Below are 22777 nucleotides of genomic sequence, written 5' to 3'. Positions count from 1 at the left end.
ATATTAGGCATTGGAGGAAATATATGGGTTGGTATTTGGTTAGGAAATGGAAATGGTGATAAATTTTGGAAAAAAAACAAAACTAAAATATATTCCTCAACTAATGAAGAATTGGTAAACAAAGTTCATAAAGTCTTTATTGAATATCAAATTGATTCTTTGATAGAAAAAAATAAAGAGGGATACTTTGAATTAATGATAAATGATGATCAAAATCGAATTAAAGCTACGCAGTTACTTGAATCAATTATCAATAAGTATTAAGGAAAAGCATGGCCGCTGGTTCAACGATCTATAAAGCACAACTGAATATTGCCGATATGGATCGCAACTACTACGAAAGCCATGATCTCACTATCGCTCAACACCCCTCAGAAACCGATCAGCGACTTATGATCCGTTTAGTGGCATTTGCACTCAATGCAAGTGAACGAATGATTATTACAAAAGGTATCGGGGGAGATGACGAACCGGAACTGTGGGAAAAAAATTACGGTGACGAAGTCGTTGTCTGGATCGATTTGGGTCAGATGGATGAAAAACGGTTGCGCAAAGCATGCGGGAGAGCGGAACGGGTGATTGTCTACACCTACAACTACAAAAGCGCGGTTGCGTGGTGGAAACAATACGGTGCGACGTTCGAGAGGTTTAAAAACCTCTCAGTGATCCATTTGCACGCTGAGGGGATCGAAAAACTGTGTGAGAGGACGATGCGATTGCAATGCACAATCACCGATGGAGAACTCAGCTTTCACAGTGATCATGGAGATGTTACGATTACGCAAGAAGCGTGGAAATAATACGTCACTTTTCTCTACATTTGAGTACTCTATATCTCTAAATTTGCCACCTTTGGCTATACTTATCTCTATAGTATCTCTACATGGATAAGCCAATGAAACGAAAAATCGGAAAATTTAAAAGTTCTATCGCCGCCTTGGAATTGCAAGACCGCGTATTACGCGAAAACACCCTTATCTTAGCGGAACCGGGTTCGGGGAAAACACATCTTGCGAATAAAATTCGTGAGTTCGTTATTGACAGCGGAATCCCGACTCTTTATTTGGATTTCTCTAATCCTACTCCCGATCAGGTTGAGGAAAAATTCAAAACCAGCAGTGATTTTCACTATATGTGTTTTGATGAGAGCGATGCATTCAATAACGCTTTGGATACGGCAATTGCAGAACGTAAAAACATCTATATGGCGGTTAGCCCGTCATTTTTTGCCAGCAAACGGGATATCAAAAGTAAACTTTCACAAATGATGCAGAAAAAAGAGCTGCTTCAAAACTATTATTACATTATGCAAGAGATCGCGAGTTTGGAAGGGTTCTATACGCGATTTGAAGACTTTATTTTTTATATCTTCGATCTTGTCAATCTCAAAAAATTCGGTCTTACCTTTTTGGCACAGCCGCATGAGATGTTTGAGAATCCGCGTATCAAATTGTTGTTCTCATTTCTCTTCGTCGGGCGCTGTACAAACGCCTATTATTACAATACGACGGTTTTACGTTCGATGGAGCCGAATACGTTCTTGTATCAACACCGTGTCGACAACCGCTCACTTCTTTTTAACCATATTCAAAGCGATATCGTCTTTATCGACGAATAAAAATTCTACAAAGCAAACATTTCGGAAAATCCGAAATGTTTGGACATCCTACCTAAACCCGCTATAATTCCACTAATTTTTTGAGTTTATTTCGAGAGGAACATACCGTATGGGAAGAGCATTTGAATACCGCAAAGCGGCAAAAATGAAGCGCTGGGGAAATATGTCGAGAGTATTTCCTAAATTGGGGAAAATCATCACGATGGCAGCGAAAGAGGGTGGAAGCGATCCGGATATGAACCCGAAACTTCGTACTGCTATTTTGACGGCAAAAGCGCAAAATATGCCCAAAGACAATATCGATGCAGCTATCAAACGGGCTACGGGAAAAGATGCGATTACCCTATTGGAAGTGAATATCGAGGGGAAAGCACCGCATGGCGCATTGATTTTTGTCGAGTGTGCAACGGACAACAATACCCGTACAGTTGCAAACATCCGCAGCTATTTCGGAAAAGCAAAAGGGGAGATGCTCAACAACGGTTCTCTTGAATTCATGTTTAGCCGTAAAGCGGTATTTAGTTTCCCAAAACCTGAAATGGATATGGATGAACTTGAGTTTGCTTTAATCGATGCAGGTCTCGAAACACTGGAAGAAGAAGAGGGTGAAGTAACGATTTACGGCGACTACACTGCATTCGGAACGCTCTCTACCGCACTTGAAGAGTTAAATATTGCACCGAGCAAAGCGGCATTGGAACGTATCCCGAATACAACGGTAGAATTTACCGATGAGCAGATGGTCGATATCGAAAAATTGATTGACCGTATCGAAGAGGATGACGACGTCCAAGCGGTCTATACAAATATCGGATAACTCTCGTTTGCCCCTCTATGAGGGTGGCAATACTACTCTTGTTTCTCTTCTGTAGTTATATAATGAATTTTTGCATCCAATAAAAGCGTTTTCGCAAAGTGGGCTTTTGCACCCGATGGAAAATGGGGATCTTTCAATAGTACAGAGATTTTTTTGCTTCCGTTTTTTTGAATAAGGCGTTGAAGTGTACCTTCTCCCATCGCATACGCAAAATCGGCCAAATACCAGCTTCCAAACTCTCTTTTTAAATATTTGATATAGCGGATGGCTGCATCACTGGAGCGTTCGATATCGAGCCTCTCATCATTTCCTTTTTTTACCGTAAGGCCAAAATTTTGAGCACTTTGTTTTCCGAATTGCCATAACCCCGCAGTCCCGTATCCGTGCAAAGTGGGGTTGAATTTTGATTCCGCATACGGGATCAGTGTAAAAAACAAGGGGATTCCTGCATCAATAAATTTGGATTCGATCAAACTGTGCTCTTTTTTGGTAACTAGGTAGCGTTTATACAGTGGTGCGATGGTTCCTCGATAGTTGTCTAAGGTACGATCTAATGCGCCGGTATCAAGCAGTGATTCATCGGATTGGAGAGATTGCAATGAAAGATTGATTGCTTCTACTTCATTGCGGGCGAAAAGGGTGATAGCATGGAGTAAAAAAAGCCAGAAAAATAGGTACTTCATCATTCTCCCTTTTATCTATACGATGCATTGTATCATGTTCATGCAAATTATAAAAGTTTCGATAATGGAGTTTATATTAGGGTTATGGTATATTAGCCATACACATAGTAAGTCGAGTCTAGGAGTAGGGATATGCAAATTGAACGAAGAAAAATTATCCAGTTTGCTTTGAAGTATGATATCGATGATGTTAATACCTATGCAGGGTACAAAGGGGATTTAGTCCTCAAAATTGTCTCCAAAGACATAGATGCGATTGCGGAGATTCAAAAGTTTGCCAATACGCTTGGCATATTGGATGTGGTAGTTAAACATAATCCGAATCTTTTGCATTATGAAGTTTTTTGTGTGACCAAAGACAAAGATACCTATGAGATCAAGCAAGAGCCGTTAAAACATCAAGATCATTCAAAACATGATGTTTGGAGCAATGTAAGCCGGGAAGATTAACGCTTAAGCAGGCTTTTTAACTCTTTTAGCGATTCTAGACGGTATGTTGCCGAACTGAAATCATGACTGGCAGTAAAGTCATTTTTGACAACGGCACATTCAATTTCTGCCGAAACAGCTGCGCTTAGCCCTCGCTGGGAATCTTCGACTACGATTGCCTGATCGGCAGAGACACCAAAAAGTTCCAAGGCTTTGAGATAAGGATCCGGATAAGGCTTCGCACGGGGATAATCTTCTTCACAGAGGATATATTCCATGTGGCGTGTCAGCTTTTTGGCATGGTGGATGATCTCAAAGTCAACACGTCGTGAGGTGGTAACAATCCCCATTCGGTACGATTCAGCGAGCTCTTTGATGATTTCTTCGACACCGTCGATATAAATATCTTCGGTGCGGAGATAATGCTGATAGTAGCGGCTTCGCCGTTCACGTGCGAGATTGACTTCATCCATAGTGACACCCTGTTGCAGTGCCAGTTCCCACCAATTTCCGCCGTGTTTCATCAATTCGAGATAATACTCCAACTCTAAAGTCACACCGAGCTCTTTCATCGCTTTTTCATTGGCTCTGAAATACCAAAGTTCCGTCTCTACCAATACACCGTCGTTGTCAAAAAGAATAACGTTTTTCATAGTCCTATTTTGGTTGCCGTTAAAAAGAGATAGTCGCTTCCCGTTACTGTGACACGAAATTTTTTCTGTTGCAGATATTTTTTGCAGTAATAAAGATCTTTGATGAGAATCGACATCTCTGAGTAAGGATAGTTAGGCGCTTTGGCCCCGTAAATCATTTCACCGTCCATCCATCGGCAGTTGGGAAATCCTAAAATCATTGCCCCGTTTGGGGTGAGGTATTTTTGGACCAAAGAGGCAAAAAGAGGTTTGAACTCAACACTCGTACTTTGGAGTGTCCCGATCGTGATGATGAGGTCAAACTGCCCTAAATCAAGAGAATCCAGATCATTGATGTCATGTACATAAAAGAGTGCATTCCCCTCGTTAAAGCGCTCACGAGCAGTTTGGATCGCACTTGGGGAATGGTCAATTCCAACGAGTTCAAGGGAGTGATACTCTGATGGTCTGAGGAGGTGTCGAATCAAGTCAAACTCGTCACCTGTATTGATCCCCAAATTGAGTATCCGTTTTTTTTCTTTGATTTTTACGCTGCGAAGTGCACGTAGATAACCATTTAAAAAGGTGGGTTCTTCGTTTTTATGAATACGGTTGAATGGTGATGCCGTTCCATATTTCTCCTCTTTTGCTTCCGAGTGATGAAACGAATCGGATGTATCGAGTTTGACAAAGGTGACAAAAATCGTGTGTTCGGAAGCAATTTTAGGGGTGAGCATACGACAGAACACGAGCTCGGCAAAGTGATGAAGCGCCTTGTAAGAGCGGTAAACATATGCTATGCCATCGATAGTGAGAATTTCTCCTGCATAAAACCCCGGTTTGGCATCAGGATTGAGTATTTCGAACGTGACACTCTCAGAATCTTTTAAAGCGGTTTGAACAGATGTGAAAATATCGATCAGCGGTTCGGAAGTGAAGGTTTTCATGGTGCGATTTTATCACATAAGAGAACGATTTTTGCTTGTAGTGTATAACTTTTTGAATAGGAGATACGCATGACGATAGGGTCTATTTCCACAACAGCGAGTTCAACGACTGCTGCAACGGCAAAAGATGAGAGTGTAAATCAAGATTATGCCGCATTGATTGCCCAATTTTATCAAGTCGAAGAGTACAAAAGCGGGGATCAAAAAAATGCCTCGGATACTGAATTGCAACAGTTTAAAAATGATTTGCTTACCAAAGGTGCGGCACAGTTTCTCAAAGATCTCAATGAGGAAAAGATTAATGCGTTGGTCGAAGAGTATCGTCAAAAACTCTTAAAAGAGAAAGAACAAAATCCTGAAAAACCGATGGATATCAACCAGATGGTGAGTGATTTCCGTAAACAACTCCTTAAAGAGATGATGGAAGCCCAAAAAGCCGATCAGCAAGATAAACCCAAACAAACGACTGCTTTGATGAGTCAGGACCTTTTGCAAAAGATTCAAACAACTAAAAGTGAAAACAGTAGTTCGAATCTCCTGCAAACAGGCTTTCTAGAACAGATGTTGAGTGTATCTAACCAACAAACAAAGAAAAATTCACTGTTGATTTAATGGATCGTTGAAATTCCAAAATGTTTTTGTGCTGCTTCGGCATAATCAACGTTTGATTCTTCGATCGATCCGTTCTCAATGATTTTGAGGGTATTATCCACCAATATTTTTCTCCCCGCCGCGGTTTGCATCACGGCGAGTTTTTTTTGAGTGAAGATAGTATCTGGACTTGTCGCGTTAAAATAATTGGCAAGACTAAACTCGATCCATTCTTGGGAAACAAGTGAAAAACCGTATTGCAGTGCCCACTCTCCGTTTACCAAAGAACGTAAGACATATTCATCATTTTCCAAATTGATTTTAAACCGATCATTTTGCTGAATAGCTTCATGATCAGATGTGATACGGATCGGTTCACGCAATCCGTATCCCCCAAACCCGGTGTCGCATAGATATTTTTCATCGCCGATAGAAACAATCACAACCAGATGGGTTTTAGGACGGCGTGATGGGTAGAACATCGGGCGTGCTCCTGCAAAATACCATTGAAATCCAATCGCACTGAGTGCCATGGCAAAGAGGCCGTTGACTTCATAACAGTATCCTCCGCGTGTATCACAGAGGATTTTTTTGACAATATCTTCGGGTACTAAAGAAGGGATACGTTTTGCTTGTACTTCCGTATTCTCAAAGGGTACCGACTGGAGCTGATGGCGCATCAAAGCGGTTAGTGTTGCTAGGTCAGGAGATATGTCGCCATTGTAGTCGATACGCTTCAGATAATCAGAGAGTGAAAAATTGGCTGCACTCATCAAGTTATTATCGCCCATAGTACGAAACGAGTGTTGATTTCGCTAACGTATGCATACCCAGCATATACCCAACAAGAACAGGAGAAGCTTTTTCGTCTAAATCCAGATGATCGATATCGAGTGCATGGACGGTGAACATATATCGATGAGGTTTATCTCCGACAGGTGGGCATGCGCCACCAAATCCTGTTTTTCCGAAATCGGTGATACTTTGTGTTGCATTGAGTGAATGTTTTTGGAGTGTGTTGCCAAAATTTTCCGGTAATGATGCGGCAGAGGAGGGAATATTAAAAACAACCCAATGCCACCATCCGCTTCCGGTCGGAGCGTCCGGATCATAGAGTGTCACGGCAAAGCTTTTGGTCCCTGCAGGAGCATCGTTCCAATGGAGCTCAGGAGAGATATTTTTGCCGTTACATCCGAATCCAGCAAACTCTTGTGTTTTGGTCAGCTGACCTGATAGATCGTTGCTATGTAATGTAAAGTTACCGCCAAAAAGGGTTGTTTGACCTAGAAGAAAAAGTGTTGAGACCAGAAAACGCATGGTGCCTCTTTTTGTAGTTTTTAGTGTTAAATTGTACAACGATTTTGCTATAAGTGAATAAGAGATAGACTTTCGCCAATTATTCTAAGGCAATACTATGGATGATACAAACGATAGAACGAAATATATTATTTGGATGGTCATTGCGATGCTCTTTTGGGGCTTTGCATGGACTGCCGGCAAAGTGGCAGCCGAACACTCCAATGCCCAAGTAGCCGCTTTCTGGCGATACGCTATTTCATTTATGAGTATTATTCCCGTCATATTGTTACTGAAAACTCCTCTAAAAACCGATCGGCAAGGGTTTGTCTATATGGTTATTGCAGGGGTGTTGACCTCGTTGTTTAATTATCTTTTTTTTGCAGGACTTTCTCACGGTAATGCAGGATATGGTGGGACAATGGTGACGTCGTTAGCCCCGATCATTACCTATTTCCTCTCAATTATATTTTTGGGGACAAACGTTTCGAGCCGCCAAATCGGAGCACTTCTGATCGGTATAGTCGGGGCGCTTATTTTATTGCGTGTCCCGTTTGAGGGATTTGGTTTTCTGAATCTCGATAGTGCTTATTTTCTAGGATGTGCGTTTGTGTGGGCATTGGTCACCGTAGTTTCACAAAAGGCTGCCAAAAGAGCGCATCTGATGTTTTACACCTTTGTTGTTTTCGGAATAACGACAGCTATCAATATGGTGTTTGCATTGCCTCATCATCCCTTTGCTTTTAGTGCATACGATGCTGTCTTTTGGTGGACGATCATTTTTATCGGAGTAATACCGGGAACCTTTAGTACTGCATTGTATTTCGTATCGGCGGGCAAAGTGGGGGCTCATCGAACCGGAGTGTTTATGTTTATTGTTCCGGTCGGGGCTATTGTATCGAGTTGGCTGGTATATGATGAAGCGTTGGCAATCTCAACTTTGATCGGATGTTTGATGGCATTTGTCGCCGTTATGGTTTTTAACCTTAAAAATAAAACTATAAAGTAATAATCTCTATAATTTTGTATTATTAGAATATAAGGAATAAATACCATGGCGCATATAGCATTAAACGAGTTTGAGCAGATGTCACCCGCAATTCAGGAAAAGGCTCGTCCGATTTTAGAAAAAACGGGAAAGCTGGGTGAAATTTTTAAACTTTTGGCGTTGGATGAAAATATCTATTTTGCAACCGATGCAATGGTGCAACGCTTCTTACTCGATCAAACCCATCTCTCCTATGAGATCAAAGAGTCGATTGCTCTTTTGATCTCAAAAGAGAACGGCTGCAAGATGTGTGTCGACGTTCACAAAGGGATTGCCAAAATGCTTGGTTTATCTGAACAGCGTATCGATGAAGTACTTGAGGGTGTTGATGCGATTACCACAAGTGAAGCGGAAAAAGCTCTTCTCAATTTTTGTATCAAAGCATCGAAAAAAGAGAACTATAAAATTTTAAAAGAGGAGATCGATGCACTCAAAGGACTTGGGTACAGCGATGTTCAGATCGTTGAAGCAGTTGCTATTACGGGTTATTTTAATTATATCAATACCCTCTCAAACGTTTTTGCTCTAGGAGAATAATCCTAGAGGAAATACTTGCCTTCTAAACGCAATAAAAACTCTTTTTTATCCAAACCTCCGCTGTATCCCCCCAATGTCCCATCGGAAGCGATGACACGGTGGCACGGGATCAAAATGGCTATGGGATTGCGCCCGTTTGCACTGGCTACGGCGCGGATAGCTTTCGGATTTCCAAAGAGTGCAGCTTCTCGTGCATAAGAGATTGTTTCACCATAAGAGATGCTACAGAGCGTTTTCCATACAGCTTCTTGAAACGGTGTTCCCTGTGGAGCAAGAGGGAGGGTAAAGGTGTGCAATTTCCCCTCAAAATAGTTTTTCAGCTCCTTTTCCAACTGGATCAGTAACGGAGTACCGTCATTCTCCACCCTGATCGCTTCATCCGTAAAATCGAGTGAAGTGATAGCACTTTCATTGGCAGTAGCAATCATGTTTCCAAGCGGTGTGTAAATAATACGTGTATGGATTTTCATGGCTTGATTATATACTAAAAAAGTATTTCATAGTGTCATAGAATATGGGGATCTATCCGTTTATGATATGATGTTTCTATGTAAAAAATGGAGACCAGTATGTCTGTTTCACGTTGCGGATGGGTAAAACTGAGTGATCCGATCTATGTCGCCTACCATGATGAAGAGTGGGGGAAGCCACTGCACGATGATCGAGATCTTTTTGAGCTGTTTAGTTTGGAGACGCAAGCGGCGGGGTTGAGCTGGTTGAGTGTTTTGAAAAAACGAGAGGGTTATCGTGAGATGTTTGAAAATTTTGATCTTCAAAAGGTAGCGTCATTCGATGATGAGCGGATTGATACTATTATAAAGAGTCCTTTGGTCATCAAAAACCGTCTAAAAATAGAAGCGATCGTTACCAATGCGCGAAGATTTTTAGAGATTCGGAACCAATTTGGTTCTTTGGATGCTTATTTTTGGAGTAAAGTAGGGGGGAAGCTGATCATCAATGATGTAAGCGATTATCGAAAAGCGGCATGCACCTCCGATATTTCGGATGCTATAACGAAAGAGCTGAAAAAACGGGGATTTAAATTTATCGGGTCAATAACAATTTATGCCTTTATGCAAGCGTGTGGAATGGTAGAAGATCATGAGAACGGATGCATATGCAAAAGCCGATAGTATTTTTTGACAATGTGGAACTTCAGTACGAAACAATCCCTGTACTCAAAAATATTTCGCTCTCTATAGAAGAGGGGGAACATTGTGTCATTTTGGGTGCAAATGGTTCCGGAAAATCGAGTCTGATTAAATTGATTAATTGTGAACTTTACCCTTCATATAAAGACGAACCTTTTGCAAGAGAGATATTAGGGTATGAGCGGTGGGTTGTCAGTGAATTGCGTAAACATTTGGGAGTTGTTACGAATGATTTGCATTCACGTTTCGTGTTTGAGAGCGGTTATTTGAGTGGATTTGAAACGGTGCTAAGCGGTTTTTACGGGACGATCGGAGTGTTCGATCATCTGGAGATTACGAACGAGCAAAAAGAAGCGGCACACGCAGCCATGGAGCGGTTGGAGATAGGGTGTTAGCGAGAAAAACGGGTTGATCAGATGTCGACGGGAGAGCTGCGCAAATGTATCGTCGCTCGTTCACTTGTCCATCCGATCAAAGCGATATTGCTCGATGAACCGACGGTAGGGTTGGATATCAAAGCACAGCTCGATTTTATAGAGATGATGCGTACTCTCGCACGTTCAGGGACAACGGTGATTTTGGTGACGCATCATATCGAAGAGGTGTTTGAAGAGATTCAAAAAGCGGTATTGATCAAAGAGGGGAGGCTATATGCCTCAGGAGAGAAAAACGAGGTATTAAACAGTACCAATCTCTCGGCGGTATTTAACACCCCTTTGGATATTCGAAAGGAGCAGGGACGCTATTCGATACACCCTTGCTAAGGATTAAAGATAGGTAACCAACTCTGATAGCTCTGAGCGCAATCTCGGTTGCTGTTCTTTGAGTCGATAGCCAAAGGGAATCAGCAACGGGATACCAAAATCAAGGGTATCAATCCCCATAATTTTTTCAGTCGCTATTCGGTCAAATCCTTCAATCGGACATGAGTCAATTCCGATTGAAGCGGCGGCGCTCATCATATTGGCTGCTGCAATATAGACTTGGCATGCCGACCAACTTTCGAGTGTTTCATTACTTCTTGGATCAATCCATTGCGCATACATATCGCGTAGATAGTCCGGATAGCCGAATTTGTTAAATTCGCTTTGGATATACGGATCACTGCTTCGTACCCGTTTTTTATATCCGATGGCAATTAACTCCGATGCGGTGGTGATTTGGGGCTGATTCCAGGCAACGGCTTTAATCGCTTCGCGCATTGCGGTATCACGGATGACAAAAAACTGCCAATGTTCCATTCCGAATGAACTGGGGCTCATTCTTCCTGCTTCGAGGATAAACGTTAAATCTTCTTCGCTCATGGGTTTTGACGTATCAAAAATTTTTGTTGCATGACGGAAATGCATCGCTTTTTCAAAATCGTTTCGCATAGTGTAGACCCCTATTTTAAATTAGTATTTAGATGTGTTGTTAGATCGCTTAGTGCATGATGGATATCGAATTCGGATTTATAAATATCATGGACCGAGAAACTCGGATAGGCGATAGCACCGCAAAATTGGAATGTTTTATGAAGTGCAACATTGGCCTCATCGAGACTGAGCCCGTCGAAAAATCCTTTTGGATTATCAAATTCGCTTTCCGGACAGTTATAGGTAAAGCTGAGCATATAGCGTTTCTCTTTCATCAATCCGCCGCTGCCATAGGTTTTGGTAGGATCAGTTCGGCTTCTCCCGTCGCTTTCATAAGTGATGGTATTGACACCGGCTGAGAAAATCTCATCGATGTACTTTTTCCCGAGCCACGGTAATCCCATCCAATAGACCGGTGACTGGACGAAAAAGAGATCCGCCCATTTAAATTTTTCGAGTTCTTCCGCGATGTCGTATCCCGCATCAATGGTGGTTTCTTTGACCTCATAGCCGTTTGAGAGAAAAAACGTTTTAGCCTCGTTGAGGAGATCTCGTGTTAGATTGCCATTAGCGATCCCTTCGTATTTTTGATGAAGATTGAGTAATAGAACATGTTTCATCGATTTGCCTTCAATAGAGTATCAGGTGAGATTTTATAGAATATAGTATTTTAAGTCAAGAACGTACTAAAAAGTACTGTACATACTAAAAGGTAACCATTAATGAAACCAGAAGAGATACGCTTTTCCTGTCCCTTTGAATTGACGATCGAATTAATCGGAGGGAAGTGGAAGGGACTTATTTTATGGCATCTTCACGATAAAAAAGTGCTCCGTAACGGTGAAATGCTCCGCTTGATCCCCCGTATTACCCAAAAAATGCTTACCCAGCAGCTGCGTGAGATGGAAGAGAACGGATTGATAAATCGGGTGATATATGAGCAAATACCGCCCAAAGTCGAATACAGTCTCACCCCTCACGGTCAAGCAATCCGTCCGATACTTGAAATGATGATCGATTGGGGTGTCGTATACGCACGGGATAATGGTATTGTCATCGCATGTGACAACAAATAAGGATAATTCGTGGTTTCAGTCAAATATTTGCACCAAGTACAAGCGGCATTGCTTTCAGGTTTTATGAGTTTTATCATGTCGGGGGCGATTACGCTGATCAATCTTGGTTTTGTTAGCGGATTTTTGGGAATATGGCTACATGCATGGCTTGTTGCGTATGCGATCGCATTTCCAACCATACTGCTGGTATTTCCATTTGCACGTAAATTAGCCATGAAAATAGCGGCAAAGCCTTAAATGCGTCGTCTAAAAATCAAATTCTTGAGGCTTCGTTCTTCTTCTATTTCGGGAAAACTCTCTAAATTTTCCAATCTCTCGACATACTGAAATTCAGGAGCATTTTCACGGAAAAGAGTTTTGATAAAGTCGCTGTTCAGTTCAGGGGCGTTGAGAGCTGAGAGAATGATACACTCTTCTGCGGCAAACTCATGGAGTCGGCGTATAATCTTCTCATAATCGGACGTTGCGGCAAATGAGCCTTTTTGAAAGCTCGGTGGATCGATGATGATTAGATCATAGGGACCGCTTTTACGGATACGGCTCCAGGATTTGAGGATATTGTAGGGCATGAATTCCACATTTTTGGTATCAATCCCATTTAAACGGTGATTCTCACGACCGATGGAGAGGACGTTTTTGTTCATATCGACGTTGACGACCTGCTTTGCCCCCGTATGCATGGCAACAACGGAAAATGCACAGGTATAGGAGAAAAGGTTGAGGACATTTTTACCGTGCGCATGCTCACGGATGAATTCCCGTCCGATTTTCATATCGGGGAAGAAACCGATATTTTGAGCGTTTTGAAAGTTGACATGATATTTAAGACCATTTTCGATGGCAAAGGTTTCATCGGGAAATGTTCCCGCAATCACGGATGCGGGGGCGGCTGGGAGATATCGCTGCTGCACGACGAGAGCTTCCCAGCGTTTTTCTTCGGCGTAGAATGTATGGAGCATAGAGACTATTGCATCTTCTTCTGCATTGGCATCAAATACTACTGCAAAGAGGACTTTATCGATACTATCCACGGTGAGAAATCGGTAGGCTCCATAGGTGTTTCCTCGACCGTGAAACAAACGGGTGTATTGTGGGGTAAGTGTTTGAGAAGCGGTTTTGAGGTGGCGGTGTAAATCGTCTATGGTCATGAATGTATCTTTGAAAAAAGTAGTGGAAGTATAGCAGGAGTTTGTTGTCTCATCGTGCTATAATATCTTTCCACAGGGGGGATAGAGTGCAAATCAACGAAGATGAACTCTCTACAATCGAGTTTGGCTGGGCTGAAAAAATTGCGTCTGCTACAATGCAATGGGCAGTCAAAAAGTATTTACATCTCAAACCGACCCAAAAATCATTACCGAGTGCCTCCGATACCATTCCACGTCTTTTGTATATTCATATTCCGTTTTGTCACACGTTATGCCCCTATTGTTCTTTTCACAAGTTTCCCTTTGATGAGCCGAGTGCATTACGCTATTTTGAACTGCTTCATCAAGAGATGCGGATGGTTCATGCCCTCGGGTATCGTTTTGATTCGATCTATTTTGGAGGGGGAACGACAACGATATTGCCGCGAGAGTTGGCGGCAACGATTGATTTGGCTAAGACCCTTTTTGAAATCCGTGAAGTCTCTTGCGAGAGTGATCCTCAGCATATCGTTGATCTGGAGAATGAGCATTTGTTGGGGAAAATCGATCGTCTCTCCATCGGGATTCAGAGTTTTGATGATGATACGCTCAAACAGATCGGTCGGTTTCAGAAATTCGGTTCAGCAGATGAACAGTATGCAAAGGTGGTGCGTGCTATCCCACTGTTTCCCATCGTCAATGTGGACATGATCTATAACTATCCGCATCAAAATGAAGAGGCACTGCATCGTGAAATTGATAGAATTCTTCTCCTCCGTCCTCCACAAGTGACGTTCTATCCACTCATGTACGCACCGGGCATTAGAGAAACGCTTAATCAACGATGGGGGAGACTCAGCGATGCACAGGAAGCAAAACTTTATTCCATCATCCTAGAGCGGATGAGCGGTGTGTATACTCAGCGCTCAAGCTGGGCATGGTCGCTGGAGCGTGATGGGATGATCGATGAGTATGTGATTGAGAGAAGTGAGTACGTCGGTATTGGTAGCGGTGCATTCAGTTTTATCGGTGATACCCTCTATGCCAATACATTTTCACTTTCAAAGTATGCCGAAGCATTAGCAAACAATCGGCTCCCTATTACCCATTTTGTTGCATTTCCAAAACGTGCCATCCAACAATATCGGATGATGGTTGAATTGTTTGGATTATCTTCGGATCGTGAGGATCTATGGTTGGAAAATCTTTTTTTGAAATACATCGGGAGCATCTGTGAAGGGAAGGTAAGTGTGCGCGGATCCTATCTTTTTTCGGTAATGATGCGGGAATTTTATAATGGAATGGACTATGTTCGTCAGACAATGCGCCAAGATTTGAAAAAAGAGGATGGAACTATCGCTTAGGCGGTCAGATCGAGTAGATTGCCGCGCTGTTCTTGATTCAATGCCATTGCCGAAGGATTGAGAACCAGATAATCCTGCAGCGATTGAAGTGAATTTTGTTCTTCTGCTGAATCGGGAGGATAGAGCTTGTTCAAATCCTGTGAGAGGGATTGACCGGTGAGCGTATCGCCGTTATTGTCATGATAAACCCCTGCAGCGCGCATGAAACCAACAGTTACAATCCCTTTTGCAGCTTGATAGTTCTGATCGTTTAGCAGTGTGTTATAAAGCTTACGCTCGGAAGGATTCAGTTCTTGGTAAATCAGACTGTAATTGTCTTTGAGCTGATCGATCTCTCCGCTTTGCGAGATCTCTTTGTAGGATAGGGGCGGAGAATAGGAGGAAGCACCGAAGGGGTTGGAAAACGGATACGAACTGTTTGACTTGACCTGCATGTGCACTCCTTCTCATGATATTACATGATAGCAAGCAAAAAACAGTCCAAAGAGAGAACTACAATAGCCGAAAATGGCTATTGTTTGATTGTATAGAGTTTGCGAATCTTATTATCCAGCGGTGCAAGAACTTTATAGAGTGCCGGAACTACGATGAGACTGGTGAGTGTCGAGAGGAGCAGCCCGCAGATGACGGCCACCCCCATCGGCCCTTTGACCCCTGAGCCTTCACCGACGGAGAGTGCCAGCGGGAGCATACCGAACACCATCGCCGTCGTCGTCATCAGGATCGGGCGCAGACGTGCAACCCCCGCTTCGATGATCGATTCATCGAGATCATGTCCACCGTGATAAAGACGGTTGGCGGCATCTACGACGAGGGTGGAGTTTTTCCCAACCAACCCCAGCAGGAGCATCAATCCCATCATACTAAAGAGCGACATGTTCATCCCTGCGGCCCACAGACCGATAAACGCCCCCGTAAAGCTCAGTGGTAAAGCACTCATGATGATGATCGGCTGAAGCGGAGACTCATAGAGGGCCGCGAGGATCAGATAGATCATGATAACCGCCGCCCCGATGGCGACACCGAATGCATCGTTACTTTGTTTCATGTATTTGGCATCCCCGTCGTATTCAAACGATACCCCCTCGGTAAGCCATTCGCTCTGCCGCTCATTGACGATGTTGACCAATTTGTCAAGTGGCAGCGCTTTGGTGATATCGCTTCCCACCAGCACTTTTTTCTGACGGTCGAACCGTTTGATCGTGGAGGGCTCGGTAGCGGTAGTGATACTCACGACCGAGGAGAGGCGGATTGTAGAGCCGTTATCGGTTCGGACGGTGAGGGTACCCAGGGTAGAATCATCGGTACGTGCTCGATCGCTAAGTCGCATCATCACATCATACTCTTTGCCATTTTCACGCAAGAATGTAATCGTATTTTCTCCTGAATAGGCACTGGCGATGACGCGCGCGATCTCATCTACGCTCACACCAAGTCGGCGGGCATTTTCGGTGAGGACTTTGATCGAGAGTTCGGGTGCTTTGGGTTGAATGTTGCTTTGGACATCTGTTGTCCCCTCGATCGAGCGGAGCAGTGACATCAGTTTTTGCGCCGATTTTTCTGCATCTTCGGCTCTCTGTGCTTTGAGGATCACTTGAAGAGGAGTATTGATCTCATATCCTGCTACATCATTGACTTCGGTGACACTGGCGGAACTGAACCCTTTGATACTCTCTAAAATACGTCGCGTTTCGTCCATCACCTCTTTTTGGCTGCGATGGCGTTCATGGATCGGCTTGAGATGGACGTACATGGCCGCTTCATTTGCCTTTTGGTCGGTTCCGCGCCCCACGTATAGGGTGCAGTATTCTACTTCTTCCAATGCTCGGATACGACGTTGTGCGTCGAGGGAGAGAGATTTCATCGCATGGATACTCGTCCCTACCGGTGTTTTGATGGTAATATCGAATTGACTTTTATCCTCTTTTGGCATAAAGACCATACCAAGTGTCCCCGAGAGGACGATGGAGAGCATAAACACCCCTAGCGCAGCAAAGAGGGTTGTTTTCCGATATCGGAGTGCTATGCCGATGATTCGGCGATAAGCTTCTTCGAGGGCGACGAAAAAAGGTTCTGTTTTGTGATAAAAACGGCTGTGTTCCCCTTTGGCGATCTGAGATGCAATCATTGGTATAAGGGTGATAGCAATGATGAAAGAGATAACGATGGCAGCGATAATCGTTACTCCAAAACTGGTGAAAAAGCGTCCGACAATTCCGCTCATATTTGCGACCGGAACGAAAACGGCAAGCAACATCGCTGAGATGGCGACGATGGAGAATATAATCTCTCCAACCCCATCTATTGCTGCATTTAGCCGATCGTGTCCCGCTTCAAGCCGTTTGAAGATATTTTCGATGACGACGATCGCATCGTCAATGATGATCCCGATGGCGAGGGTGAGGGCGGTGAGGGTGAGAAGGTTGAATGTTTGACCGCTCCATCCCATGATTGCCAAAACACCCAAAATTGATACCGGCAGTGATATGGCGGCGATGAGGGTAAGGGTGAGATTGCGTAAAAATAGGAAAATGACGAATGAGGCCAAAAATGATCCCAACAAGAGATCAAATTGAACTCCTCGGAGAGTATCGCGAATATATCCCGTTGCATCTTGGAGCGGCGAGAGTGTTAACGTCGGTTGGAGTGCTTGCAATGCCGGGAGCTCTGAACGTACCGCATCGGCGATAGCGATTTCATTGGCCCCCGTCATCTTTTTGACCATGAGCAAGACTCCCGCTTTTCCATCGAGCGCGGCATAGCTTTTCTCTTCGGCGAGAGAGTCTTCCACTTTCGCAACATCGCCGAGACTTAGACCATCACGGATCCGAAGTTCTGATAGCTCTTGGGGTGTTTTGGCATCATTATCGACCAGTAAGCGGTTTTCGGTCGTGGCTGAGACAGTTCGTCCTCCGTCAAGTCGAACATTTTGAGAGCGAATGACGCCGATGAGATCTGTGAGGGTAATGTTGTATTTTGCCAGCAGTGCCGGATCGGGGGTGATGAGAATCTGCTTTTTACGCAGCCCTGCGATGGTGACTCCACCGACTCCTTCGATCCGCTGCAAGCGTGATTTGAGTACTTCATCGGCATGTTTCATCACCGCTTTTGTGTCATTACCTTGCAAAAAGAGGGTGATAACGGGATTGGCATCGAGAGAGTGTTTGTCGACGATCGGTTTATCCACTTCACTAGGGAGCTGAACACTCGCAACTTTGTCACGTACATCATTGACAGCCTCATCCAGAGGTTTGGAGAGTTTGAACTGTGCAACGACGACGCTGTAGTTTTTTGAACTGTCCGAACTGAGCGTCTCCAGCCCCGAAATACCGCTGAGGGCTTCTTCGATTTTGTCGGTTACTTTACTCTCGACAATGTCGGCGTTAGCCCCTTTGTACGTAGTGGTGACGATGACAATCGGAAAATCGACGTTCGGATAGAGTGCCGAGGGCATAGAGGAGCGTTCGACGAGACCGAAAAATATGATGGCCAGAGCGAACATCGCGGTCGTAATCGGGCGCAGGATGGCGAATTTGTACATATTCTCTCCTAATGTCCGCGAATTTGTCCGTCACCGAATGTGCCCGAACGCAATCCCATTCCATCCGCTTCAGCAGTCATTTGACGCGTTTTTGGATCGACGGTAGGATATATTTTGGTGATACGGGTACATTTCCCGGTACTGCGGCCATCAATATTGAAACAAAACATATCTCCGCTTTTGACGTTGTGGGCGTATTTTGAGTCAAATCGGATCAATAGACGGCTTTGGTCGCTCACAAGTTTAAAGAGAGGTGATCCTCCCATCGTCGTCACAAAGTCTCCCACTTCGATGTTTTTTTGGGCAATACTTCCAGCGAATGGAGCATACAAAGACATTTTAGAGAGTTTTTGAGCGTACAGAGAGACTGCAAGTCGAGCCCGTTCGCGCCCGGATAGTTTGGCATCAAGTTCGGTTTTGAGTTTTTGGAGGGTATTTTTATCAAACACTTGTGCACTTTTTTCGTACCGTGCGTATTGATCGCTTAAAAAGCTACACTCTTTTTCGAGTGCATCCAGATCAGCTTTTGCCATTTTGAGTGACAATTCTTCTTCAGAGTGTTCGAGAGAGACGAGAAGAGCTCCTTTTTTGACGCGGTCCCCTTCACGGGCACCGATCGATTGGACGATTCCTGAAGCGTTCATCCCCAGTTGCGCTTCACGGTAAGCTTGTACGTCGAATGTTGCGTAGATGTCGCCCCACAATCCTGCGCCTACTAGGCTGATTCCTAAAATCAAAGTTCTCATTTTTTCTCCTCGGTTAAACTCATTAGATCGATTCCGTAGCCGTATGCGGCGTTGGCTTTTGCCATTTGCAGAGCGTTTTGAGAATGGCGTACTTTGGCACGTGCATCCGTGAGGGATGTCAATTCGCTCAAATACGTGGTGGCATTGACGAGACCTGCTTCAAAACGGCTTCGGATTGTTACAAATGCATCTGTTTTAGCCTCTTCTTCGGCTTTTGCGGCTTTGAGTGCCTCTTCGGATGAGCGGAGAGTGAGAAGGGCGATTTCAGCATCATTTTGGATTTTTTTGGTTTTATAATCGAGCAGTTTGCGTGCTTTTAGGGTATCGAGGCGGGCTTGCTCACGCTCTTTGGCAATCCGTCCCATATCAAACAGTGTCAGGGAGAGTGATGCCATAATTTCGTTTTGACGATCGGGCTGGATATTCGCTCCCCCCATCGTATCGTAGTCTTGATAATCCATCTCTTTGTGTTTGGCGGCGAGGGTAATGGATGGGAGGTAAGTATAACGATCTTCGGTATGTTCGAGTATTTCGAGCGATGCGCGGTCACTTTGGAGATCGTGCCGCTCGATTTGGGAAATCTTTGGCATCGAGAGATGTTGATAAACGAGTGGTTCTTGCAGTTTTAATCCACTGAGTAGCTCAAGCTCTTTTTTGTTTTTTGATAGTTGTGTACGGAGATGATGATCATCGTATTCGGCATTTAGGCGTGAAGCGATGAGTGATTTTAGGATATCGCCGGTCGCCAGATCATTTTGTACTAATATTTTATAGCGCTCGACTTGTGCATCCAGTTCTTTGCGTTTTTGGGCATTGGCTTCGAGACGCTCAAATACATCGAGATAATCGTAATAGGCCGCGATTGTTTCGAGTAATACGTTTTGCCGCTCTTGCTCCATACTTTGCACGGCTCCCTCTTTGTTCGCACGAAGAGCATCGAGGAGCGCTTCTCGTCGAAACCCATCGAATAGGGTCACTTCGGCACCCAACTCTACACCACGTACGGTTTTTGGTTCAAAGGCGGTCGCTTTATCTTTGTGCTGATAGACTCCATTAGCACTGATGGTTGGAAAATAGGCGCTGTGGGCTTCATCGATTTGGGCTTGGGCTTTGTCAATCATCAAGCGTGAGGATTCGACCCGAACATTGGACGCCGCACCCGACATGAGAGTAGATAGATCTCCTCCGATTAGCTGTGCTGCGAGGAGAGACAAGGGCAATAGATATTTCATCGGCACTCTCAATCAGTTAGAATGTAAAACAATGTGAACAATGTTAACATTAAATGTGAACATTGTCAACATTTATGGTACAATGCTCACATGAAGATGAAAAAATCGACCTCATATCATCACGGCAATCTCAAAGAAGCACTCATCGAAACGGCACTCCAAACGATCGACCAAGAGGGGCTTGATGCAATCACATTGCGCGATATTACAGAAAAACTGGGGACATCGCGCAGTGCTGTTTATCGCCATTTCGCCTCCAAAGAAGCGTTGATTATCGGTGTGATTCAGCGGGGTTACGCGCAACTTGATGAACTTTTTACCCCTATTTTTCAGGATCGTACCCAGAGTGTTCAGGAGCGGTTTGAGAAGATGGGACGGGCATATTTGGATTTTGCGATCGAGCATCCAAATCTCTATCGTCTGTTATTCGGAGAGAACTACCGTCAAGAACGTGAAGAGGTGTGCGATTATAAAGATGAAAGTCAGGCGACAGGATTGTATGCCCTTATCGGTCTTTTGCTGGAAGCACAAGAAGAGGGGATTATTGCACGTGCCGATCCGATGGTTCAGGCGGCTACCGTATGGGCATCGATTCACGGTCTTGCGTCATTGCTGATTGACGGACATTTGATGATGCGCGATAATCTCGAAGAAATTTACCGTTATTCACAAGCGATGGTGTTAAACGGGATGCGTTAAAAAAGCTCCCAAGGCTTTTTCCACGTCTCAAGCTGAGTTTTCATTTCAGATGAGACAAATCGCTCTCCCTCATCGGGAGATACAACAAACTCAAAGCATTCATTATTGAAATCAAATCGCAATGCGTAGGCGTGCAGGTAGCCACGTTCTTCTTTGCGTGCTTCATCGGCTTGTGCATAGCGCTCATCCCCGGCGATAGGAGAACCGAGACTTTTAAGCGCGACACGGATTTGATGGGTTTTACCGGTATGGGGTTTGATGAGAAATCCCCTCTCATGGGTGCGGAGCGCACAACTCACAAACTGGGTGATAGCTGGGTTGTTCATCGAATTCAGGAGTTTATAGTCACCCCGTCTGGCACTACTCATATCCCCTTTTATCCACCCCATCTTTTTTTTGGGTTTGCGCAATGAAATCGCCAGATAGTATTTTTCAATTTTGCGCTCTTCAAACATTTTCCCGAATTGTGCCGCTGTTTCGGGATTTTTGGCGAGGATCAGCAGTCCGGAGGTCATTTTGTCGAGACGGTGTACGGGAAATAGTTGGATACCGAGCTGTTCGGACATCTGTACGACAAATCCCGCTTCTTCTTCGGAGTGGAAATTGACTCCGGAAGGTTTGAGGGTGATGACAAAAGAAGGATTTTCATATACCATAATCATAATGTAACTATAGCGAAAGAAGATTGTGTAACGTCTTGTGATAAGGTTTGGCTTGGCGTCGGTGATTACGAAGGTATTGCGGTTGCACACGTAAAATCTTAGAAAATCCGATATAATGACAGAAAGCTGTCATAAAGGCAATCCTATGCAAGCCCTCAACTACACAACCGCTCGCAACTCGCTCAAATCGATTATCGATGAGGTGTGTGACAATAATGAAGAGGTGATCGTCACGACCAAAAACGACAAAAGCGTCGTCATCATGTCTCTCGATGAATACAACCGCACCCATGCACAGCTCAAACGCGAACTCAAAGAGGCAAAAGAGCAGATCGAGCGGGGCGAATACTTAGGGATAGATGAAGCATTTGATCGTGTAATCGCGAAATATGCGGATTGATTTTTCACCCAAAGCGCATCATCGTTTGGAGATGATCGCCGAATACATCTACGAGCAAACACAGTCCAAAAAACTCACACGAGAGTATTTGCAACGTCTTCATGAATTTATTGTGAGTACATTGAGTGCTTTCCCCTATGCGGGGCGAAGTTCGGAAGAGTTGATTAGCGGTTCGCGTAAACTTGTCTATCAAGGGTACTCGATCATCTATACCGTTGAGAAAGATCAGATTTGGATATTGACACTGTATCGGGAAAATTTGCCGTAAGTTTCACTTAAAGCTTTGTGATTGCTAACCGTTCGCCCTGAGCCAGTCGAAGGGTGGGATTTATCTCTCGTTTTCTAAGTGGGAATGTGAAGATAACTCAGTAAAATATACACTCCAACTCGGGAAAATGGGAGCGAGAAAATGTATACTTTAATTGTGATTTAAAGTTGATTTTGAGATAATAATGAGATTGTACAGCAAATGCAATATAAAATATTTATTTAATATATTAATTAGCATATCCTCGTATAATTGCAAGTCTAAAAAAATAAAATTCATAAACACAAAGAGAAAAGCATGAATGCTGTTGACCTAGTAAATCTTGGAATCGTAGTAATAATGGGTGTAAGTGTTTCTATGTTGGTTAATTATATATATTCTAGTTTAAAAAAAGATAGCAAAAATGGTTTTTTGCACTTTAATATATAAAGCGCAGTGTTCTCACGATCTTAAATGATTTTAAGGCATCAACTAAAATCTGCAATTTTTTCTTTTCTTTTTAATTTTAAAATCATTGTTTTCTTCTTAAACTACTTCAAGTTTGTGCAAAAGATAGTT

At 43.7% G+C, this 22777-nt stretch carries 31 protein-coding genes; 17 read left to right on the top strand and 14 right to left on the bottom strand.

Annotated features, from left to right (window positions below; translation table 11 throughout):
• The 4 genes from CJD30_RS10540 to CJD30_RS10525 all read left to right on the top strand — a co-directional run.
• On the top strand, positions 1-264 hold a 264-nt coding region (locus CJD30_RS10540; protein WP_294918886.1), incomplete at its 5' end, for a hypothetical protein.
• Between the two features lie 8 nt (positions 265-272).
• Positions 273-800 (top strand): YaeQ family protein, encoded by a 528-nt coding sequence (locus CJD30_RS10535; protein ID WP_294918884.1) that lies wholly within the window; start codon positions 273-275, stop codon positions 798-800.
• 95 nt (positions 801-895) lie between these two features.
• Positions 896-1618, top strand: coding sequence for an ATP-binding protein (locus tag CJD30_RS10530; protein ID WP_294918882.1), 723 nt, complete (start codon positions 896-898; stop codon positions 1616-1618).
• A 109-nt stretch (positions 1619-1727) separates the two neighbouring features.
• On the top strand, positions 1728-2435 hold the full coding sequence (locus CJD30_RS10525; protein ID WP_294918880.1) for a YebC/PmpR family DNA-binding transcriptional regulator: 708 nt from the start codon (positions 1728-1730) through the stop codon (positions 2433-2435).
• 32 nt (positions 2436-2467) lie between these two features.
• Here CJD30_RS10525 and CJD30_RS10520 read toward each other — a convergent pair whose 3' ends face one another.
• A complete protein-coding gene (locus CJD30_RS10520; protein WP_294918878.1) occupies positions 2468-3118 on the bottom strand; it encodes a lytic transglycosylase domain-containing protein in 651 nt (216 codons plus the stop codon).
• Positions 3119-3250: 132 nt separating this feature from the next.
• Between CJD30_RS10520 and CJD30_RS10515 the strand changes: the two genes are divergently transcribed.
• Entirely contained in the window at positions 3251-3568 is a 318-nt protein-coding gene (locus CJD30_RS10515) for a hypothetical protein (RefSeq protein ID WP_294918876.1), read from the top strand.
• Here the strand turns inward: CJD30_RS10515 and CJD30_RS10510 are convergent.
• Positions 3565-4200, bottom strand: a complete 636-nt coding sequence (locus CJD30_RS10510; protein ID WP_294918874.1) for an HAD family phosphatase — start codon at positions 4198-4200, stop codon at positions 3565-3567. The genes CJD30_RS10515 and CJD30_RS10510 overlap by 4 nt on opposite strands.
• Positions 4197-5126 (bottom strand): class I SAM-dependent methyltransferase, encoded by a 930-nt coding sequence (locus CJD30_RS10505; RefSeq protein WP_294918873.1) that lies wholly within the window; start codon positions 5124-5126, stop codon positions 4197-4199. Before CJD30_RS10505 ends, CJD30_RS10510 begins: the two co-directional genes overlap by 4 nt.
• Before the next feature lie 69 nt (positions 5127-5195).
• Between CJD30_RS10505 and CJD30_RS10500 the strand changes: the two genes are divergently transcribed.
• The gene (locus CJD30_RS10500) at positions 5196-5738 is read left to right on the top strand and encodes a hypothetical protein (protein WP_294918872.1); all 543 of its coding nucleotides are present in this window, start codon (positions 5196-5198) and stop codon (positions 5736-5738) included.
• On the opposite strand, the gene CJD30_RS10495 is transcribed toward CJD30_RS10500, so the two are convergent.
• The gene (locus CJD30_RS10495; RefSeq protein ID WP_294918871.1) at positions 5735-6508 is read right to left on the bottom strand and encodes an arylamine N-acetyltransferase; all 774 of its coding nucleotides are present in this window, start codon (positions 6506-6508) and stop codon (positions 5735-5737) included. The genes CJD30_RS10500 and CJD30_RS10495 overlap by 4 nt on opposite strands.
• Complete coding sequence (locus CJD30_RS10490; RefSeq protein WP_294918869.1) at positions 6498-7034, bottom strand: YbhB/YbcL family Raf kinase inhibitor-like protein; 537 nt, start codon at positions 7032-7034, stop codon at positions 6498-6500. The genes CJD30_RS10495 and CJD30_RS10490 overlap by 11 nt, the downstream gene beginning before the upstream one ends.
• A 97-nt stretch (positions 7035-7131) precedes the next feature.
• Between CJD30_RS10490 and CJD30_RS10485 the strand changes: the two genes are divergently transcribed.
• Both CJD30_RS10485 and CJD30_RS10480 read left to right on the top strand, forming a co-directional pair.
• Positions 7132-8022, top strand: coding sequence for a DMT family transporter (locus tag CJD30_RS10485; RefSeq protein ID WP_294918867.1), 891 nt, complete (start codon positions 7132-7134; stop codon positions 8020-8022).
• A gap of 45 nt (positions 8023-8067) precedes the next feature.
• Positions 8068-8598 carry a carboxymuconolactone decarboxylase family protein gene (locus CJD30_RS10480; protein WP_294918865.1) on the top strand — a complete coding sequence of 177 codons (531 nt, stop codon included), beginning with the start codon at positions 8068-8070 and terminating at the stop codon, positions 8596-8598.
• 2 nt (positions 8599-8600) lie between these two features.
• Here CJD30_RS10480 and CJD30_RS10475 read toward each other — a convergent pair whose 3' ends face one another.
• Positions 8601-9068, bottom strand: coding sequence for a methylated-DNA--[protein]-cysteine S-methyltransferase (locus CJD30_RS10475; RefSeq protein ID WP_294918863.1), 468 nt, complete (start codon positions 9066-9068; stop codon positions 8601-8603).
• Positions 9069-9167: 99 nt separating this feature from the next.
• Here CJD30_RS10475 and CJD30_RS10470 point away from each other — a divergent pair, with 99 nt between their 5' ends.
• The 3 genes from CJD30_RS10470 to CJD30_RS10460 are packed head-to-tail and all read left to right on the top strand — an operon-like array spanning position 9168 to position 10513.
• Complete coding sequence (locus CJD30_RS10470) at positions 9168-9731, top strand: DNA-3-methyladenine glycosylase I (protein WP_294918862.1); 564 nt, start codon at positions 9168-9170, stop codon at positions 9729-9731.
• A complete protein-coding gene (locus tag CJD30_RS10465) occupies positions 9716-10144 on the top strand; it encodes an ATP-binding cassette domain-containing protein (protein ID WP_294918860.1) in 429 nt (142 codons plus the stop codon). The genes CJD30_RS10470 and CJD30_RS10465 overlap by 16 nt, the downstream gene beginning before the upstream one ends.
• A gap of 21 nt (positions 10145-10165) precedes the next feature.
• The gene (locus CJD30_RS10460) at positions 10166-10513 is read left to right on the top strand and encodes an ABC transporter ATP-binding protein (protein ID WP_294918858.1); all 348 of its coding nucleotides are present in this window, start codon (positions 10166-10168) and stop codon (positions 10511-10513) included.
• A gap of 3 nt (positions 10514-10516) precedes the next feature.
• Here the strand turns inward: CJD30_RS10460 and CJD30_RS10455 are convergent, their stop codons facing one another.
• Positions 10517-11122: an NAD(P)H-dependent oxidoreductase gene (locus CJD30_RS10455; RefSeq protein ID WP_294918856.1), complete on the bottom strand. Its 606-nt coding sequence runs from the start codon at positions 11120-11122 to the stop codon at positions 10517-10519.
• A gap of 11 nt (positions 11123-11133) precedes the next feature.
• Positions 11134-11724, bottom strand: coding sequence for an NAD(P)H-dependent oxidoreductase (locus tag CJD30_RS10450; protein WP_294918854.1), 591 nt, complete (start codon positions 11722-11724; stop codon positions 11134-11136).
• Between the two features lie 102 nt (positions 11725-11826).
• On the opposite strand from CJD30_RS10450, the gene CJD30_RS10445 reads away from it, so the two are divergent.
• Positions 11827-12180 (top strand): helix-turn-helix domain-containing protein, encoded by a 354-nt coding sequence (locus tag CJD30_RS10445; protein WP_294918853.1) that lies wholly within the window; start codon positions 11827-11829, stop codon positions 12178-12180.
• Between the two features lie 9 nt (positions 12181-12189).
• Complete coding sequence (locus tag CJD30_RS10440) at positions 12190-12417, top strand: DUF2798 domain-containing protein (RefSeq protein ID WP_294918852.1); 228 nt, start codon at positions 12190-12192, stop codon at positions 12415-12417.
• On the opposite strand, the gene CJD30_RS10435 is transcribed toward CJD30_RS10440, so the two are convergent.
• The gene (locus tag CJD30_RS10435; protein WP_294918850.1) at positions 12414-13328 is read right to left on the bottom strand and encodes a class I SAM-dependent methyltransferase; all 915 of its coding nucleotides are present in this window, start codon (positions 13326-13328) and stop codon (positions 12414-12416) included. The genes CJD30_RS10440 and CJD30_RS10435 overlap by 4 nt on opposite strands.
• Positions 13329-13414: 86 nt before the next feature.
• Here CJD30_RS10435 and CJD30_RS10430 point away from each other — a divergent pair, with 86 nt between their 5' ends.
• Positions 13415-14671 carry a coproporphyrinogen III oxidase family protein gene (locus CJD30_RS10430; protein ID WP_294918848.1) on the top strand — a complete coding sequence of 419 codons (1257 nt, stop codon included), beginning with the start codon at positions 13415-13417 and terminating at the stop codon, positions 14669-14671.
• Here CJD30_RS10430 and CJD30_RS10425 read toward each other — a convergent pair.
• From CJD30_RS10425 to CJD30_RS10410, 4 genes are all read right to left on the bottom strand, one after another.
• Positions 14668-15105, bottom strand: coding sequence for a hypothetical protein (locus CJD30_RS10425; RefSeq protein ID WP_294918846.1), 438 nt, complete (start codon positions 15103-15105; stop codon positions 14668-14670). The genes CJD30_RS10430 and CJD30_RS10425 overlap by 4 nt on opposite strands.
• Positions 15106-15182: 77 nt before the next feature.
• Complete coding sequence (locus CJD30_RS10420; RefSeq protein ID WP_294918844.1) at positions 15183-18212, bottom strand: efflux RND transporter permease subunit; 3030 nt, start codon at positions 18210-18212, stop codon at positions 15183-15185.
• 8 nt (positions 18213-18220) lie between these two features.
• Entirely contained in the window at positions 18221-18958 is a 738-nt protein-coding gene (locus tag CJD30_RS10415) for an efflux RND transporter periplasmic adaptor subunit (protein WP_294918842.1), read from the bottom strand.
• Positions 18955-20190, bottom strand: coding sequence for a TolC family protein (locus CJD30_RS10410; RefSeq protein ID WP_294918841.1), 1236 nt, complete (start codon positions 20188-20190; stop codon positions 18955-18957). Before CJD30_RS10410 ends, CJD30_RS10415 begins: the two co-directional genes overlap by 4 nt.
• Positions 20191-20286: 96 nt before the next feature.
• On the opposite strand from CJD30_RS10410, the gene CJD30_RS10405 reads away from it, so the two are divergent.
• Positions 20287-20889, top strand: a complete 603-nt coding sequence (locus CJD30_RS10405) for a TetR/AcrR family transcriptional regulator (protein WP_294918840.1) — start codon at positions 20287-20289, stop codon at positions 20887-20889.
• On the opposite strand, the gene CJD30_RS10400 is transcribed toward CJD30_RS10405, so the two are convergent.
• Entirely contained in the window at positions 20886-21551 is a 666-nt protein-coding gene (locus CJD30_RS10400) for a TIGR01621 family pseudouridine synthase (protein WP_294918838.1), read from the bottom strand. The two genes, CJD30_RS10405 and CJD30_RS10400, sit on opposite strands and share 4 nt — an antisense overlap.
• 115 nt (positions 21552-21666) lie before the next feature.
• On the opposite strand from CJD30_RS10400, the gene CJD30_RS10395 reads away from it, so the two are divergent.
• A complete protein-coding gene (locus CJD30_RS10395; RefSeq protein WP_294918836.1) occupies positions 21667-21951 on the top strand; it encodes a type II toxin-antitoxin system Phd/YefM family antitoxin in 285 nt (94 codons plus the stop codon).
• Positions 21941-22219: a type II toxin-antitoxin system RelE/ParE family toxin gene (locus CJD30_RS10390; protein ID WP_294918834.1), complete on the top strand. Its 279-nt coding sequence runs from the start codon at positions 21941-21943 to the stop codon at positions 22217-22219. The genes CJD30_RS10395 and CJD30_RS10390 overlap by 11 nt, the downstream gene beginning before the upstream one ends.
• The last annotated feature ends 558 nt before the right edge of the window (positions 22220-22777 follow it).

Source organism: Sulfuricurvum sp. PD_MW2, from assembly GCF_002633015.1.
GTDB lineage: Bacteria > Campylobacterota > Campylobacteria > Campylobacterales > Sulfurimonadaceae > Sulfuricurvum.
Note: the sequence above shows the minus strand (reverse complement) of the source record. Positions and strands in the feature narration are given on the sequence as shown.